Source organism: Clostridioides sp. ES-S-0108-01 (genome assembly GCF_020662285.1).
GTDB lineage: Bacteria > Bacillota > Clostridia > Peptostreptococcales > Peptostreptococcaceae > Clostridioides.
On the sequence record NZ_JADGMN010000008.1, the window covers coordinates 19,977 to 37,518 of the forward strand.

Genomic DNA, 17,542 nt, shown 5'->3' on the forward strand with positions numbered 1-17,542 from the left:
TTATGAGTGTTAAAAAAGAAATATTTGATTGGATTAAGTCAATAGCTATGGCTATTGTGCTTGCATTTGTAATCCTACAGTTTATAAGACCTTCTATTGTCAGTGGAGAATCAATGTACCCTACTTTAGATGATAAAGATTATCTGATTTTAAATAGAATATCATACAAAGTTGGCAAACCTGAGAAAGGTGATATTGTAGTTTTTAAAACCAATTTAGTTGATGGAGAGACAGGAAAGAAAAAAGACTTAATAAAAAGAGTCATAGCTACTGAAGGTGATAGCATAAAAATATCAAATTCCAAAGTATATGTAAATGGAAAATTATTAAATGAGCCATATATACACAATAATTATACTTCTGGAGATATAGATACTGTTGTTCCAAAAGGTAAACTATTTACAATGGGAGATAATAGAGAAAATAGTAATGATAGTAGATTCCCTGATGTAGGTATGGTTGATGAGGATGAAATTCTTGGTAAAGTCATGGTAAGACTATTACCTCTTGATAATATTGGAAAAGTAGAATAGAAAAATAAGAGACTGAATTGGTAAAGTTTATTTTACAAATATCAGTCTCTTCTAATTTTCTTAAATTAAAAATATATTGTTTTACTAAATATCTTTTGATTCTGTTATAAGCCTTATTATATCACTTGCTTCTTCATTAAAAGTCGTTACTATACTTAAGTAATCGGTTGCTCTACTCATAGCTAAATATACCTTATTTAAATCTCCTACAAAATCATTTACTTGATAATCTTGCTCAATATCATTTATAGTTTGATTATATAACATTTCTAATTCACATACTATTACTGCTTTATATTCTAAATTTTTTATTGCATATATATTTGCTATTGTAGTTCCTACCTTCTTACTTATATTTGTCAAGTTATCTTCTGCACATATATAAGGAATTTTTGCCTCTTCCAATGCTTTTTTTAACATGTATTGGAAATAAATAGTTTTTCCACTTTTTAATTTCTTCTTATTATAGGGATAGACAATAGCAACTTCAGAATAATCAAGACCTTTTTTGGTTATTAAATACTCAATTTCCCATATTACAGAACTTATTTGGTCATCAAGGTCACTTACCTTTATTATATCGACAGACTTACTACCACCTCTAAGTGCTTTAGTATAAAAGAAAGTACTAAACTTTGTATTTGGTCTTAATTCGTTGATATATAAATTAGAATTATTTGAAAATTTATTTGTAAAATCGACAATCTCTTTAGCTTGTCTATAATTTTTACTTAAGATAATCTTATCATCAAACTCTATACCAGTATATAATGTTTTAAATATATTCAATCTATTAGAGATATTTAAAGAGTTACAAGAACACACATTAAATATGAATTTTGTTTTGTATAAAAACTCTCTTATAAAATCTACTTCATACTCTAAAAAACTTTCTGCTTCATCGATAAAAATAGCCTTGAACATATTTTTATTTTTTATAATGTTCTGTGCTTGCTTTACAAGATTATTAAAGGTCTTTTCGTAATCATTTTTTAACATGTTATAGTCTACAATTAAGTTGAATTTTTTAGCTAGTTTAAATATAAAAGAACTAAATGTGTGAACTTCTAAATTGTTATTATCTTTGTATAATAATTCTATTCTCTCTCGAAGCTCATTGCACAATTGCTTTGTATGTGTAAATATGATTAATTTATGATGTGGATATACTTTTGCTAGTTTTATAGCTCTAGAAAGCATAATTGCTGTTTTGCCTATACCAGAACCACCTTCAATAAGTGTATTCCCATATTTAATAGAGATAGCATCTTTAATTTGAACTTCTTCCATCATGGTTGCTGTATACTTATAGTCATCATTGTAGAAGGAAATTTTTTTAAATTTCTCATTTAGATGAAGTTTATCATTTATTATATAGTACTCTGAACATATATCTAATAAAAATAAATTTAAGTTTATCTCATCATTTTTTTCACTAAGATATTCATCTAGCGAACCTTTACTCATTATATCTTGAAGCTTACTTTTATCTATTATATTGTTATTGATAAATTCTTCAAACTCATATGTTTCTTCAACTTCAACGTATGGCATAATGTAAACGTAGTTATAACTTATATTCCTATTCTTTTGTCCCATTTTTAGTTTCAAAAGCTCATATTCCTCATTCATAACTTCAAGTAACTCTTCTTCCAAAATAAAAAATATATCTTCTGTTGTATCCATAAACTTTATAAATAAAATTCTTCCATCTTTAACATACAACAAGTCAGTATTTATTCCTTTAAAAGGAGTAACTTTTGGCACTACTTTAACGTCCTTATTGATATTTTCGTAAAATAGTTTCTCGAATTCCTTCAATTTTAGGGCGTCTAACTGAGAATTTATATTTATGTATTGGCTCACTTACATTACCTCCTTCTGTTATACTTAATTATACCATTTTGAACTATATTTTTATATATACTTTTCATAGGCAAATTTAGTAAATAAATTCAAAATAAATACAAATAAATACAAAACTATTAAAAAAACTCCGCAATAAGTATAGATATTTATTGTTATAGAATACTTTATCAAAGATAGGCTAAATACTCCACCTTAAACGTAAGTAGGATGGATATGTAAGCCTGAACTATGTTAATATAAAATATATCCAAATCAAGCTCAAAGAGAAATAATAGAAAAATCTTTTGGATGTTCAATATTTGGATATAATCACATGTTAGTACTTAAAAAAGAATATAAATAGCTTAAAGAAGTCGATTCAACCAGTTTACAATCTACTATTGATGATTTGGATAGTGCATATAAAAACTTCTTTAGAGAAACTAAAATTAGAAATTTAAAAACCTGCTAAAAATAATCTATTTTTATTAGCAGGTTTTATTTATAATCTTCATATATTGATACTATTATATCAAACTTTATATTTTACTGTGCTATTACTTTTTATTTTCTAATAAAGTATTAAAACTTGATATATCTGTATAGATTGCATAAAAAACAGGATAACGATTTTGGTATAATTCATTTACAAATTTCCCCTGCATTCTTACAGGGAAAATATGCCCATCTGCATGACAAAAACGAAAAACCACTTCAAAAGGTTCTCTCTTAGAAATTGCTTCTCTCAATGTATCAAGTACTATTTGTAAGTCATCTTGTAATACAGGAGAAAGAATATCAAAATCTGTAGAAGTAACAGTTTGAACTGAATATCCAGTAAACTCAAGCATTTTTTGGTTAAAATAAAGCAATTTCAAATTTTCCATACAAGCAAATTTCACAACTCCATCAGTAGCCATTTCCAACAATACCTTTATATCCTTAGGGTCTATGTGAAATGACATACTATCAATAGAATCGTCTGAAAATACATGGTAAGAATTTTTTCCATGACTTTTTGTATAATAAAGAGCTTGGTCTGCTTTTTCATATAACTCAGAGTATACATACCCATGTTCAGGGTATATTGCTATACCAATGCTACATGAAATAGAAAATTCTGCTTGTTCAGCAAATTTTTTTTGATTAATCTTAGAACAAAAACGCTCTAATTTATCTATAAGTATGTAGTTATTACTATTAAAGTTTTTTATCAATACTACAAACTCATCTCCGCCAATACGTCCCACAATATCGTCCTCACGAAATTGAGATTTTAATTCTATGGCAAACTCACTTATAACAAAATCTCCAAATGCATGACCATATTTGTCATTTACATTTTTAAAATCATCAATATCGAATATTAGAAAAACATGTTCTAAATCTTGACTATTTTCATTTTTTAAAAATAAACTAATAAATTCCTCTGTAGCACCTTTATTGTAAAGACCAGTAAGAGAATCACGTTGTGAACGCTCAAGAAGTAGTAATTCTCTGTTTTTTTCTTCATCTATATTTTCACGATAAGATATCATACGAACAGATTCATCTGATGTCCAAAAGAAAATTCGTGCATTAATTCTCATCCAGTGATAATTTTCTTCATTATTCTTAATTAAAAAGTCATAGCTTATATTATTAATTCCACTATTATAACACTTAAGCACATTTTCTGGAAGGAATGTATCTAAATAACCCTGTGCATACTCTTCTTTGATTTGTTTTGTAGCTATAGTATGTAATGCTTCATCATATGGTGTATTAAGCCCTAATCCAAACTCATGAAAATATCTATTTTCATCTTCACAACCAGCTCTATTATTAGTTACATCAATTTCAAAAATATTTTCATAAAGTTCTTCAATAGATTGACTCAACAACTTTTGATATTCTAATCTTTGAGAAACACTAAGCTTTATTATTTGACTTTTATACTTCTTAAGTACACACGTAATTGTAAAAAGTACAAATATTATAATTAAAATTATGACTGCAATTCCTTTAAAAAGTTGTATATGAAGTTGTTTACTAATTACAGTTAAATCATTTTCTAGCACAAGATGCCATCTTAAACTAGGTATATACTGACATACAACATAAATTTTTGATTTTTTTGATGAATTCCAAAAACACTTTTGTCCCTTTTTATTATCTAATATTAATTGTTTTGAATCATATAAATTACTTCTGGAATTTTCAAAGAAATTTATATGTTCATGACCAGTTTTATCCGATGCTAATTGTACAAATCCTTTATCATCAATTAAACGTGCTACAACATCAAATTCATCATCATTCTTCAATAAATCATAATACCATTTATTTTCTGAATTATTTTTACTAAGATTCCTATCAAGCCCATTAAAATGATAATAGTTATTTGTTTTGGTTGACACTAAAAAAACGGAATCATATAAGTATTTGTTTCTATATACATTTAGATAATCCTGTAATTTATAAATAAATTCTTCATCATTTATATGCTCTTTCTCACCATCTAAAAAATGTTTTAGTAAACTATCATTTGCCATGGTAAGAGATACATTTATAGGTTCTGAAAGAAGTTTATCTATCTGATAATAAATACCTTCAGCAGCCAATGTAGATATATGTTCAACATCATTTTTAAAAATATTAGTATTAGATTGGTATCCAATTACAGAAGTAGCTATAAAACCAAGAGTAATAATAATGCAAACAATAACATTTGTATGTAAAAGTGTATTTTTTTCCATAGTATGCCCTCTCTTTAACCTCACTTTGGCTTCATTGTACTTTTACCCTCTTTAAATATAATCATTCCAAATAGTAATATATTATTTTACAACTTCATTATATCAAACAAACTTGAATAATTATATAAACAACATACATATAAATCTCTATTTTATTAATCTTTTGTAAGTAACACTTTTATCACTTAGATTATTTTCACATTATGTAAAATTAAATTTAAACAATTTAAAAGCCACAAGATATATTATCATATCTTGTGGCAAATTCAAATTTCTAAAAATATTTTCTTATTATTTAGATATTATTTCTTTTACTTTGCATACTCTATAGCTCTTGTTTCTCTTATTATACTTACTTTTATTTGTCCAGGATACTCAAGTTCATCCTCTATTTTCTTAGTCATGTCTCTAGCTAATAGGTGTATTTCTTCATCATTTATAGCCTCTGGTTTTACCATTATTCTTATTTCTCTACCAGCTTGTATAGCAAATGATTTTTCTACACCTTCATATGAATTGGCTATTTCTTCTAGTTTTTCAAGTCTCTTGATATACGCTTCTAAAGTTTCTCTTCTAGCACCAGGTCTAGCAGCTGATATTGCATCTGCTGCTGTAACTAACACAGCTTCTACTGTTTGAGGTTCGTAATCTCCATGATGAGTACTCATGGCATGTATAACTTCTTTAGATTCTTTATATCGTCTAAGTAAATCCATACCTATTTCAACATGTGTACCTTCCATTTCATGGTCTACAGCCTTACCTATATCATGTAATAAACCTGCTCTTTTAGCTAATCTAATATCTGCTCCTATTTCAGCAGCCATTATACCAGCTATATGGGCAACTTCTATAGAATGTTTAAGGACATTTTGTCCATAACTAGTTCTATAGTTAAGTCTACCTAATAATCTTATTAATTCTGGATGAATTCCATGTACACTAGTTTCAAATGCAGCTTGTTCACCATATTCTTTTATAATATTGTCAACTTCTTTTCTTGCTTTTTCAACCATTTCTTCAATTCTAGCTGGATGTATTCTTCCATCTGCTATTAATTTTTCTAGAGCAATTCTTGCAATTTCTCTTCTTATTGGATCAAATCCCGATAAAATTACGGCTTCTGGAGTGTCATCTATTATAAGGTCTATACCTGTTAAGGTTTCTAAAGTCCTTATATTTCTACCTTCTCGACCTATTATTCTACCTTTCATTTCATCATTAGGTAAGCTTACTACTGTGACAGTAGTTTCGGCTACGTGATCTGCTGCACATTTTTGAATTGCATACCCAATAATTTCTCTTGATTTCTTATCAGCTTCTTCTTTAGCTTGACTTTCTATCTCTTTTATCATTATAGACATTTCACGTCTTACATCTCTCTCTGCATTTGTTAAGATGATTTCTTTAGCCTTATCAGAAGTAATTCCTGATATACTTTCTAATTTTTCTAATTGCTGGTTTTTTATTACTTCAACTTCTTCTTCTTTCTTTTCAACTACCTTTAATTTTTCACTTAGATTTACTTCTTTAGATTCTAAATTTTGTAATTTTCTATCTAAGACTTCCTCTTTTTGTACTACTCTTTTTTCGTACTTTTGCACCTCTGTTCTTCTTTCTCTGTTTTCTCTTTCAGCTTCTGTTCTCCACTTATGGATCTCTTCTTTAGCTTCTAATAGTTTTTCTTTTTTTACTGTTTCTGAGTCGTGGTGTGCTTTATCTATTATTTCTTTGGCCAAGTTTTCAGCTTGTCCAATTTTTGCTTCAGATATATTCTTTCTAACAAAATATCCAGCTATAATACCAACAGCTGCACCTATTACAATCATTACTACACTATCTATGACATCCACCTCCTTCGTTAATAATCCCAAAATGTCATCACTATGATTAAAAAATATTCCTAATAATTAAAATTAAATTTAGATATTTTATCCTCACTTAATTTTATAATTTTTTCAACATTGTGTCAAGCTAATAGGGAGCGTGGCATGTCTTTAATTACTAGTTATTTTTTTGTATTTTTACTTATTCTTCTACAATTTCTTTTGCTACTGAAGTACCCGATTCTTCACGTTCTTCATTTAAATTGTAAAATACTCTTACTTTCTCGTCTATTTCATTAGTTAAATCCAAATTATCTTCCAAGAATTTTTTAACATTTTCTCTTCCTTGTCCAAGTTTAGTATCATTGTAACTATACCATGAACCTGATTTTTTAACTATATCTACATCAGCAGCTATATCTAGAAGGTCTCCAATTTTTGAAATACCCTCTCCATACATTATATCAAATTCAGCTTGCTTAAATGGTGGTGCTACTTTGTTTTTAACAACTTTGACTCTCGTTCTACTTCCTATAACTTTATCACCTTGTTTTATTGTATCTATTTTTCTAACATCCAATCTAACTGATGAATAGAACTTTAGTGCACGTCCTCCAGTAGTAGTTTCTGGATTTCCAAACATTATTCCTACTTTCTCTCTTAACTGGTTTATAAATATAGCAACACAATTTGATTTTTTAATTGAACCAGTTAATTTTCTAAGTGCTTGAGACATAAGTCTAGCTTGTAAACCTACATGAGAGTCACCCATATCTCCATCTATTTCAGCTTTTGGAACTAATGCTGCTACTGAGTCTATTACTATTATATCTATCGCTCCACTTCTTATTAATGCCTCTGCTATTTCTAAAGCCTGCTCACCTGTATCTGGTTGAGATATTATTAGGTTATCAACATCCACACCCAAGGCTTTTGCGTATACTGGGTCAAGTGCATGTTCTGCATCTATAAATGCAGCTATTCCTCCATCTTTTTGAGCTGACGCTACACAACTAAGCGCAACAGTAGTCTTACCAGAAGATTCTGGACCATATACTTCAACTATTCTCCCTCTAGGTAAACCACCTATACCAATAGCTATATCCAAACCAATTGCTCCTGTTGATATAACATCTATAGACATAGATGTTGCTTCTCCCAATTTCATTACTGAACCTTTACCAAAATCTTTTTCAATTTTACCTAAAGCTTCATTCAACGCTTTTAATTTTTCTTGATTTACACTCATCTCTATACCATCCCTTCATTTATCTACAAACATTTGTTCTCTTGTTATATATTAATTATATAACATAAATCAAACCTAGTCAATTTAAAAACGCTACTAATGATTATATTTTTATTCATTACATTTTATTTATAAACCATTATTAATAATTATATACACAAAAGAAAATATTCTTAAAATGAAAAGAGGTATACTATAATAGTATACCCTTTTTTACATTTTTAAAATTTCAAGTTATTATTTTTTATTATTAATCATTAATTTTTCTTTATTAAATCATAATTTTTTACTTAGAAGACATAAAAAGCTCTTTATTTTTATATAGGTATTCCCATCCAGAATATAAAGTAAGTAGTGTAGCTATAAGAATAAGAATTTCACCTATATTTAATATTAAACCATTTTCAAACTGAACACCTAACAATAAAAATACTATCGATACCATTTGAGTTATCGTTTTAAGTTTTCCACTGTTTCCAGCTGCGATTACTTTTCCATCAGCTGCTGCTATAGCTCTTAATATGCTAACTGTAAGCTCCCTAGCTACTATTATAATTACCATCCAACTACTTACAAGATGGTCTTCTATCATACATGTAAGTGCTGAAATAACCAATAGCTTATCTGCTAATGGGTCCATAAACTTTCCAAAGTCAGTAACTAGGTTGTATTTTCTAGCTATTTTTCCATCTAAAGCATCCGTAATTGAAGCTATTATAAAAATAATACAAGCTATTAAAAACTTATTTGGTATATTGAGTAACATAATTAAAACAAATACTGGTATTAAAAATATTCTAAACAAAGTTAATTTGTTAGGCAAGTTCATATAAAACATCTCCCATTAAATCGTATTCCATTGCATCATTTATTTGAACACTTACGAATTCTCCTACTTCGAGATTATCTACACTTTTCACATACACTATACTGTCAATTTCTTCCGCATCACCCTGTGTTCTTCCTGTATATACATTATCTTCTATCTGTTCTTCTATTAACACATCATACGTTTTTCCTATCTTTTTTTCATTAAGTTCTTCAGATATTTTTTGTTGAATCATCATTAAAGTATCTCTTCTTTGTATTTTTACTTCTTCATCTACATGATTTGGCAATCTATCTGCTGGTGTATCTTCTTCTCTTGAATATGCAAATGCACCAAGTCTATCAAATTTAACTTCTTCAACAAACTCTACAAGTTGTCTAAAATCATCCTCTGTTTCACCAGGAAACCCTACTATTATCGTAGTTCTAAGTATAGCATCTGGTATATTACTTCTTATAAGATTGATTTTATTTAATATATCTTCTTTAGTAGTTTTTCTATTCATTAATTTTAAAATATTGTTACTTGCATGTTGTATTGGCATATCAAAGTAACTACATATATTATCATATTTCTTTATAACTTGTATCAATTCTTCTGTTATAGATTCTGGATATGAATACATAACTCTTATCCACTTAAATCCATCTATCTTTGCAAGTTCTTCTAAAAGCTCTGCTAATCTTTCTTTTCCATATAAATCAAAACCGTACTTTGTCGTATCTTGTGCTATAACTACAAGTTCTTTTACTCCAGATTCAGCTAATTTCTTAGCTTCTTTAATTATATCTTCAAATTTTCTACTTCTATATTTACCTCTTAATTTTGGTATTATGCAATAAGTACAATTATTAGAGCATCCTTCTCCAATTTTTAAATACGCCATATAGCTAGGTGTAGATAAATATCTTGGTAAATCTTCATTAAATACAAACTCTATATCATCAAGGCTTACAATTTGATGCTTTTCACTTAATTTTCTAAGTATCTCATCTATGTTTTGATAGCTTCCTGTACCTACTATAGCATCTATTTCAGGAATTTCAGCTTTTAATTCTTCAGAATATCTTTGTGCTAGACACCCTGTTACTATCAACAACTTTAAATTGCCAGTTTGTTTTAATTCTGCAAAGTCTATTATTGTATCAATAGATTCTTGTTTAGCTGATTCTATAAACCCACATGTATTTACTATAATTACATCAGCTTCTTCAAAATCTCCAATTAATTTATAGCCTTTGTTGTTTAAAATTCCCATCATTATTTCTGCATCTACTAAATTTTTTGAGCATCCTAATGATTCTAATGCTATTTTTAACATTCATTTTCTCCTTCCAATATACTTTCATATAAGTCTATAACATCTTCTAAAGCTTTTTGTGTATCATTAAAATTTATAACCTTATTATACTTATATTTCTCTACCGAATGCATATACAATGGGTCGTAGTATTCTAAAAGATATCTTTTTACAAGTTCTTTATATTTACCTGATTCTAATAAATCAATATAATCATCTACTACTTTGTGACCTAATCTTTTTCTAAATTTATTTATACATTCTTTTAAAACCAATATATTATCTTCATCTTTATCATAAATATAATCTCTACAAAGCCTATCAACTCTATTTTCAATATCACATTCTAATAATATATGATGTCCTTCTCGTGTCATTGCCTCAAAAATTTCATTTGGAACTGTAACACTTCCAACTCGTTTACTTTCACTCTCAACAAATATATAATTCTCCTTCGAGAAAAATACACTTTCAAATAATTTTGTTTCAAAGTTTTTTTGAGATGGTGGTTTTTTATCAAATGTTATAAAACCAAAAGTAGAACCACTGTTTTTAGCTATACCTTCTAAATCCAGTACATCTATTCCTTTTTCTGCTAATAAATGTAGTAAATCAGTCTTTCCTGTACCAGTCAATCCATGAACAGATACAAAGTTTTTTGTATCCATTACATTTCTTAGATACTCTAAAACAAAATTTCTATAAGCCTTATATCCACCTTCAAGTTGATACACATTTACACCCAATGATGATAATAAATTCACTATACTTCCACTTCTCATTCCACCTCTTGCACAATATATGACAATATTATCATAATTTGATGCAAGTTCTGCTGCTTGTAAATATATATCTTTTAATTTATACGATACATAGTCAAAACCCTTTTGTATTGCCTCATGTTTTCCCTGCATTTTATAAATTGTTCCAACTTCATTATGTTCGTTATTTTTAAAAAGAGGCATATTGATTGCATTCAATATATGGTCTTCTTCATATTCTCCTTCAGTTCTCACATCTACAAATATTACTTTATCTAGCTTAAGTGCTTTTTCTATTTTTATAACTGACAATTCTATTCACCTTCTAAATTCTGCAAATCCTGTTTGCTTATTAATACCTTTCTTGGTTTACTTCCCTCACTTGCTCCAATTATTCCTCTTTCTTCCATGGAATCTATAAGTCTAGCTGCTCTATTAAATCCAATTTTAAATCTTCTCTGTAACATAGAGGCAGATGCTTGACCACTCTCCACGACAAATTCTATAGCTTCACTCAAGAATTCATCCTCATCACTACCCTTTGAAGTACTAACCTTAGATATAGTTTCAATTATGTCTTCTTCATATTTTATTCCATCTTTAACCTGACTTTTTACAAAATCAATTACTTTTTCTGACTCACTCTCTGATATGAATGCCCCTTGAAGTCTAACTGGCTTTGCTGCACCAAGTGGGTAGAACAACATATCCCCTTTACCTAGAAGCTTCTCTGCACCACCCATATCAAGGATTGTTCTTGAATCCGTTTGAGATGATACTGCAAATGCTATTCTAGATGGTATATTAGCCTTTATTACCCCTGTTATAACGTCAACAGATGGTCTTTGAGTTGCTACAATCAAGTGCATTCCAGCAGCTCTTGCCATCTGAGCTAGTCTACAAATATAATCTTCTACATCATTTGCACTTGCCATCATTAAATCTGCCAACTCGTCTATTATTATTACTATTTTAGGCAGTTTTTCTTCTGCTTTCTCATTATAACTTGTTACATCCTTTACTTGAGCATCTGCAAATAGCTTGTATCTTCTATTCATCTCTGTAACTGCCCAGTTTAATGCATTTGCAGCTTTTTTAGGGTCAGTAACTACTGGTATCAATAGATGTGGTATTCCATTATAATTTGCAAGTTCAACTACTTTTGGGTCTATTAATAGTAATTTTACTTCATCAGGATTTGCCTTATATAAAATACTACTTATCAAAGTATTTACACACACACTCTTTCCTGAACCTGTAGAACCAGCTATTAGTAAGTGTGGCATCTTACCTATATCTCCAATTATAATTTTTCCTGCTACATCTTTTCCAAGTCCCATTGCAAGAGGAGAGTTAAAATTATTAAATTCTTCACTTTCTAGAACTTCTCTTACACCAACCATTTGAGCTTCTTCATTTGGAACTTCTATTCCAATTGCACTTTTACCAGGAATTGGTGCTTCAATTCTTATGCTTTTAGCTGCTAAACTTAAAGCTATATCATCAGTTAAATTTACAATTTTACTTACCTTTACTCCTGGGCTTGGTTGTATCTCATATCTTGTTATAGTAGGTCCAACTGTAACTTGATTAATTTTTGCTTCTACTCCAAAATCTGATAGTGTCTTTTCTAAAAGAGAAGCATTTTTTAATACCTTCTTTTTACCATTTTCATCAGACTTCTTATTTACTTTGTTTAAAAGCTCAATGCTAGGCTTTTTATAGTTTGAATAATCCTCATTAGCCGACTCTGCTACAATACTAATAGGTTGAGTTTTTTCTATATTTAAATTGGATTTAGTTATATCAACTTTTTTTTCTGGTTTAGTATCTGCAACTGGACTTTCATTTGTAGCTTTTTGCAATTCTTTTAAAACATCTAATTCTGGCATACTTTGAGTTCCTTCTAATATTTCTAAGTACTCATCTTCTGCCTTATTAAACCCAACTATTTTAATAGTCTTATCATCTACACCATCACCATTTTCTTCTTCAAAATATTCATCGTCTTCATCTTCATTATTACGACCTTTTGACATTAACCCTTTAAAGAATCCTGGTTTTTTATTTATGGTAGTATCATCTACTTCATCAGTCATCATATCTATTGCAGATTTTTTCATATTTGCAATTTTATCTTTAAATGTTAAATTACTATCTTTTGATGCTTTAGACTTTGATTTTGCATTTGATACCAAATCTTTTATAGAAATATTAAATATAAACATTATAGAGAGTATAAGGGCAAATATGCTTATTAACCATCCACCTACTATCCCAAATATTTTACTCATATAATACGCAATAGTAGTTGCTATCAAACCACTACCTTGTCCACTTACCCCCAATTTCATAACATCATCAAACATGTTACCTTTTAGTGGGCTATCTACAGGAAGAGTTCCTGCATTTAATAATCCATAAAATACAAATATAAATAAAATAATTATGTAGTATAGTTTAGTCTTTCTCAGCCTATATATATATTCATTTCCATCAAAAAATCCTAAAAGTCCTGTTATAATCACTATAAATGGTATTGCTATTGAAAGCCCTCCAAATAATCCTTTAAAAAGATTTTGCATTAACACAGGTATCCATCCCATAGAATTAGAATTTAAACTATATAATAAAAATACACCTATAAATATTGTTATTAAATTATGATATTCTGCATTAAAACTTAAGGTATTTACCTTCTTTTTTTTCTTCTTTTTCGTGGCCATTAATATCACTCCTTATTTTTAGCAAGTTTTACCCCTTCACAGCAAAAAGTGCTAATGCCTTAACACTAACACTCCTACTTTATTACATCATTATATCATAAATTTTATTATTTAAACAAATTTTAATCATTATTTTTTTCTTCTTCAGATTCTTTTATAAGCTCTTTTAATTTCTTAAGTGCTTCTTTTAATCCTCCAACTTCATCTATGAGACCATAATCTACAGCTTCTTTTCCTATTAATACACTGCCAACATCACTTACAAGTTCGTCTTTTTCATGCATAAGTTTCTCAAGTACATCTTTTTTTATATTTGATGTTCTTATTATAAATTGAATTATTCTATCTTGCATCTTTTTAAAATATTCAAAAGTCTCATTTATACCAATCACAAGACCAGTAGTTCTCACAGGATGTATAATCATGGTTGCTGTTGGTGCTATAAATGAGTAATTTCCAGCTGTAGCAAGAGGAACTCCTATACTATGGCTTCCTCCTAGAACAAGAGTAACTACTTTTTTGGACATACTGTTTAAAAGCTCTGCAATAGCTAGACCTGCTTCAATATCTCCTCCAACAGTATTTAAAACAACTAATACTCCTTTGACATCATTACTTTCCTCAATTGAGTATAGCATTGGAATTATATGCTCATACTTTGTAGCTTTTTTTTGAGGATTTCCTATAAAATGTCCCTCAATTTCTCCAATTATAGTTATACATTGAATATCCTTAGGAGGTTGAGGTGGCATTTCATTAGTGCCAAATTGCTTTATACATTCTCTCTCTTCGCAACTAGATTCTTCACTACAATTATCTTTATCAAATCTTTCATTATCTTCTCTATAATCTTTCATAAAAAAACTCCTATCAAAATTATATTTAACTTAGTTTTACCAAATAAATCAAATATATTAAGATATATATGAAATTATCAAATTTAAGCAAAAAATAATTGTATTATAGTGTTTATTTTAAGTAAAATTGTTGATGTATAGCATGTACTGCTGTATGCATATCTTCTTCACTAACTAAACAAGATATAGTCATATTTGAGTCTGATGTTTGTAAAAGAGATACTCCTTCTTTTGATAATCCTCTAACCACCTTTGACATGATACCAGACATTTCATCAGCAATTCTTGAACATATCAATGTTACCTTAGCGCAATCTCTATTTACTTCATAATCCAATTCAAATTTATCTAATATTTCCTTTAATGATTTTATATCAGCATCTTCTACAACAAACGCTTTTTCTGATATGAAAAAATTTATCATATCTATATTTATAAATTTCTTTTCTATCTCATTTAACACTTCTGTAAACACTTCTTCTGCTGATTTAATCTTAACTTGTGCTACACTATCTTTGTTTGCAACAGCAACTTTAAAATCTTTTTCTTGTTCATATTCTATATTCTCTTCTAAATGTCTACATAAAGAACCTATTCTTGTACCTTCAAAAGTTGGGTTCATTGTATTTTTTATAGCTAAAGTTATATTGCCACTTTTAGCTAATTGTACGGCTCTTGGATGTATTACCTTTGCACCTTTGTCAGCCATTTGGAATACTTCCTCATAATCTATAAAACTTAATACTTTAGCGTTTGGCTCTACTCTAGGGTCTGCAGTCATTATACCATCCACATCAGTGTAAATTTCAACGGTTTCACATTCTAAAGCTTTACCAATAGCAACTGCTGATGTATCGCTTCCTCCTCTTCCAAGAGTAGTTATTTCTCCATCATCTGTTACACCCTGGAATCCAGCTATAACTACAACCTTACCATCATCTAAAGCTCTTTTTACCTTTTTAGGATTTATATACTTTATCTTTGCATTAGAATATTCATCACTTGTAATTATACCTGCTTGCTGACCAGTAAAGAAAACAGAATCTATCCCCTGTGCATTCAATAAATTAGCAAGAATTGTTCCTGATATTATTTCCCCACAAGACATTATTAAATCAAGTTCTCTTTTACTTGGTTCATCATTTACTGCACTACACAAATTTATAAGTGTATCTGTAGCATATGGAGCTCCTTTTCTTCCCATTGCTGAAACTACTAGTACTAATTGTAATTCTTCATCATTTTCTTTGTATGCTTTTACTATCTTACATACTTCATTCATTTTTTCATATGATTCTACTGATGTCCCACCAAACTTTTGCACTAAAATACTCATTTTTTCCTCCTAAATATATCCCTCATATTCTATAATTATCATGTCATTACCTATTTTTTTTACATTTCTCCATGGTACTTCTAAAAATGACTTATCTTTTCTTCTGGCAAAAAAGCCTTTTTCTCTTGGAATTAAAAGCGCTAATATACCGCCTGTAGTTTCATCTAGTATAAGGTCACATTCTCCAATGACCCCCAATCTTTCTCCTGTGACCAAGTTAACTATTTCCTTACCTGCTATTTCAGATAAATTCATATTTTATACCTCCAGAGATTTACTTTTTTCAATATTAATCCAGGTGTAGAATCTTTTCTACATCTCTTCCAACTATACATGTACCAATATTTTCGATATTGAATACCTTATCAACAACCTTCTTTACTGAACTAATATCAACATTATCTATACATTCAAGTATTTCATCTGTAGTTTTTACTTTTTTACTAAGTAACATAGATTTACCAGTAGACATCATTCTACTGCTGGTACTTTCTAAATCCAATATATAATTGCCTTTTAACTGCTCCTTACTTTCAGATATTTCTTTTTCTGTAAGATAGTTTTTCCTTATATTTTCAATTTCTTTCTTTATTAAGTTATACACATCTTGCAAATTTTCTGTACTCATACTTGCAAATATACCTAATTCACCACATTTTCTATATAATGTCTGTGATGAGTATATTGAATATACTAAACCTTTTTCCTCCCTTATTTTCTGAAAAAGCCTTGAGCTTATACTTCCACCGAAAATATTATTTACCACTGCCATTGAGTAGACCTCTTCATCATTTTCAAAAGGAATACCTTTTAGACACATAGCTAAGTTTACCTGTTCAATATCTTTATTTTTTGATACAAAGCAAGGATTAAACTCAGCCTCGCTTATGTCTATACTTAAATTTTTCTTTTCCCAGTGTCCAAATTTTGATTTAATTTTCTCTACCATATCATCAAAGTTAAAGTTTCCAACTATAGAAATAACAGCGTTATTTGGAATATAATACTTGTTTAAGTATTCTAACATGGATTCCCTAGTTATACTGTATAGAGAATCTTTTGTCCCAATTATATTCATTCCTAGACCATCATTAGCATATATATTTTCTACCAACAAATCATACGACAAGTCATCTGGGGAATCTTCATACATCTTAAGTTCTTCCAATATTATAAGTCTTTCCTTATCTATATCATTCTTATCAAATTTAGAATTTAGTATCATATCACTTAATACATCAATTCCTGTATCTATATGCTCATCTATTAGTTTTACATAATAACATGTACATTCTTTACTTGTAAATGCATTTATTTGACCACCCAAATTATCTATTGAGCTAGCAATCTCTTTTGATGTTCTGTTTTTTGTTCCTTTAAACATCATATGCTCTATAAAATGAGAAGTTCCACTCACCTGTGGTTCTTCTATCCTAGAGCCTGCATTTATCCAAATACCTAATGTTATTGACTTTAGATATGGTATTTCTTCACCAATTATTGTAAGTTCATTTTCTAGTATTTTTGTCTTATACATTA

General features: G+C 28.9%; 14 protein-coding genes. 2 read left to right on the forward strand and 12 right to left on the reverse strand.

Features of this window, described 5'->3' with window-relative positions; all coding sequences use genetic code 11:
- The first annotated feature begins 2 nt into the window (after positions 1–2).
- On the forward strand, positions 3–533 hold the full coding sequence (lepB, locus tag IR152_RS09305; protein WP_227451564.1) for a signal peptidase I: 531 nt from the start codon (positions 3–5) through the stop codon (positions 531–533).
- 84 nt (positions 534–617) lie between these two features.
- Here lepB and IR152_RS09310 read toward each other — a convergent pair whose 3' ends face one another.
- Complete coding sequence (locus IR152_RS09310; protein WP_227451565.1) at positions 618–2,399, reverse strand: UvrD-helicase domain-containing protein; 1,782 nt, start codon at positions 2,397–2,399, stop codon at positions 618–620.
- Between the two features lie 244 nt (positions 2,400–2,643).
- Here IR152_RS09310 and IR152_RS20430 point away from each other — a divergent pair, with 244 nt between their 5' ends.
- Complete coding sequence (locus tag IR152_RS20430) at positions 2,644–2,745, forward strand: helix-turn-helix domain-containing protein (protein WP_227451695.1); 102 nt, start codon at positions 2,644–2,646, stop codon at positions 2,743–2,745.
- A gap of 193 nt (positions 2,746–2,938) precedes the next feature.
- Here the strand turns inward: IR152_RS20430 and IR152_RS09320 are convergent, their stop codons facing one another.
- The 11 genes from IR152_RS09320 to IR152_RS09370 all read right to left on the reverse strand — a co-directional run bounded on the left by IR152_RS09320 (position 2,939) and on the right by IR152_RS09370 (position 17,540).
- The gene (locus IR152_RS09320) at positions 2,939–5,119 is read right to left on the reverse strand and encodes a diguanylate cyclase (protein ID WP_227451566.1); all 2,181 of its coding nucleotides are present in this window, start codon (positions 5,117–5,119) and stop codon (positions 2,939–2,941) included.
- Positions 5,120–5,430: 311 nt separating this feature from the next.
- Positions 5,431–6,972, reverse strand: coding sequence for a ribonuclease Y (gene rny / locus IR152_RS09325; RefSeq protein ID WP_227451567.1), 1,542 nt, complete (start codon positions 6,970–6,972; stop codon positions 5,431–5,433).
- 175 nt (positions 6,973–7,147) lie between these two features.
- Positions 7,148–8,194: a recombinase RecA gene (recA, locus tag IR152_RS09330; RefSeq protein WP_227451568.1), complete on the reverse strand. Its 1,047-nt coding sequence runs from the start codon at positions 8,192–8,194 to the stop codon at positions 7,148–7,150.
- 286 nt (positions 8,195–8,480) lie between these two features.
- Positions 8,481–9,023, reverse strand: a complete 543-nt coding sequence (gene pgsA / locus IR152_RS09335; RefSeq protein ID WP_227451569.1) for a CDP-diacylglycerol--glycerol-3-phosphate 3-phosphatidyltransferase — start codon at positions 9,021–9,023, stop codon at positions 8,481–8,483.
- Positions 9,010–10,344, reverse strand: a complete 1,335-nt coding sequence (rimO, locus tag IR152_RS09340; protein ID WP_227451571.1) for a 30S ribosomal protein S12 methylthiotransferase RimO — start codon at positions 10,342–10,344, stop codon at positions 9,010–9,012. The genes pgsA and rimO overlap by 14 nt, the downstream gene beginning before the upstream one ends.
- Positions 10,338–11,396 carry a tRNA 2-selenouridine(34) synthase MnmH gene (mnmH, locus tag IR152_RS09345; RefSeq protein WP_227451572.1) on the reverse strand — a complete coding sequence of 353 codons (1,059 nt, stop codon included), beginning with the start codon at positions 11,394–11,396 and terminating at the stop codon, positions 10,338–10,340. The genes rimO and mnmH overlap by 7 nt, the downstream gene beginning before the upstream one ends.
- A gap of 2 nt (positions 11,397–11,398) precedes the next feature.
- Complete coding sequence (locus IR152_RS09350) at positions 11,399–13,810, reverse strand: FtsK/SpoIIIE family DNA translocase (protein ID WP_227451573.1); 2,412 nt, start codon at positions 13,808–13,810, stop codon at positions 11,399–11,401.
- Positions 13,811–13,932: 122 nt separating this feature from the next.
- On the reverse strand, positions 13,933–14,667 hold the full coding sequence (locus IR152_RS09355) for a ClpP family protease (RefSeq protein WP_227451576.1): 735 nt from the start codon (positions 14,665–14,667) through the stop codon (positions 13,933–13,935).
- 112 nt (positions 14,668–14,779) lie between these two features.
- The gene (dapG, locus tag IR152_RS09360) at positions 14,780–16,003 is read right to left on the reverse strand and encodes an aspartate kinase (RefSeq protein ID WP_227451577.1); all 1,224 of its coding nucleotides are present in this window, start codon (positions 16,001–16,003) and stop codon (positions 14,780–14,782) included.
- A gap of 9 nt (positions 16,004–16,012) precedes the next feature.
- Complete coding sequence (locus IR152_RS09365; protein ID WP_227451578.1) at positions 16,013–16,258, reverse strand: YlmC/YmxH family sporulation protein; 246 nt, start codon at positions 16,256–16,258, stop codon at positions 16,013–16,015.
- 34 nt (positions 16,259–16,292) lie between these two features.
- The gene (locus tag IR152_RS09370) at positions 16,293–17,540 is read right to left on the reverse strand and encodes a M16 family metallopeptidase (RefSeq protein ID WP_227451579.1); all 1,248 of its coding nucleotides are present in this window, start codon (positions 17,538–17,540) and stop codon (positions 16,293–16,295) included.
- Between the last annotated feature and the right edge of the window lie 2 nt (positions 17,541–17,542).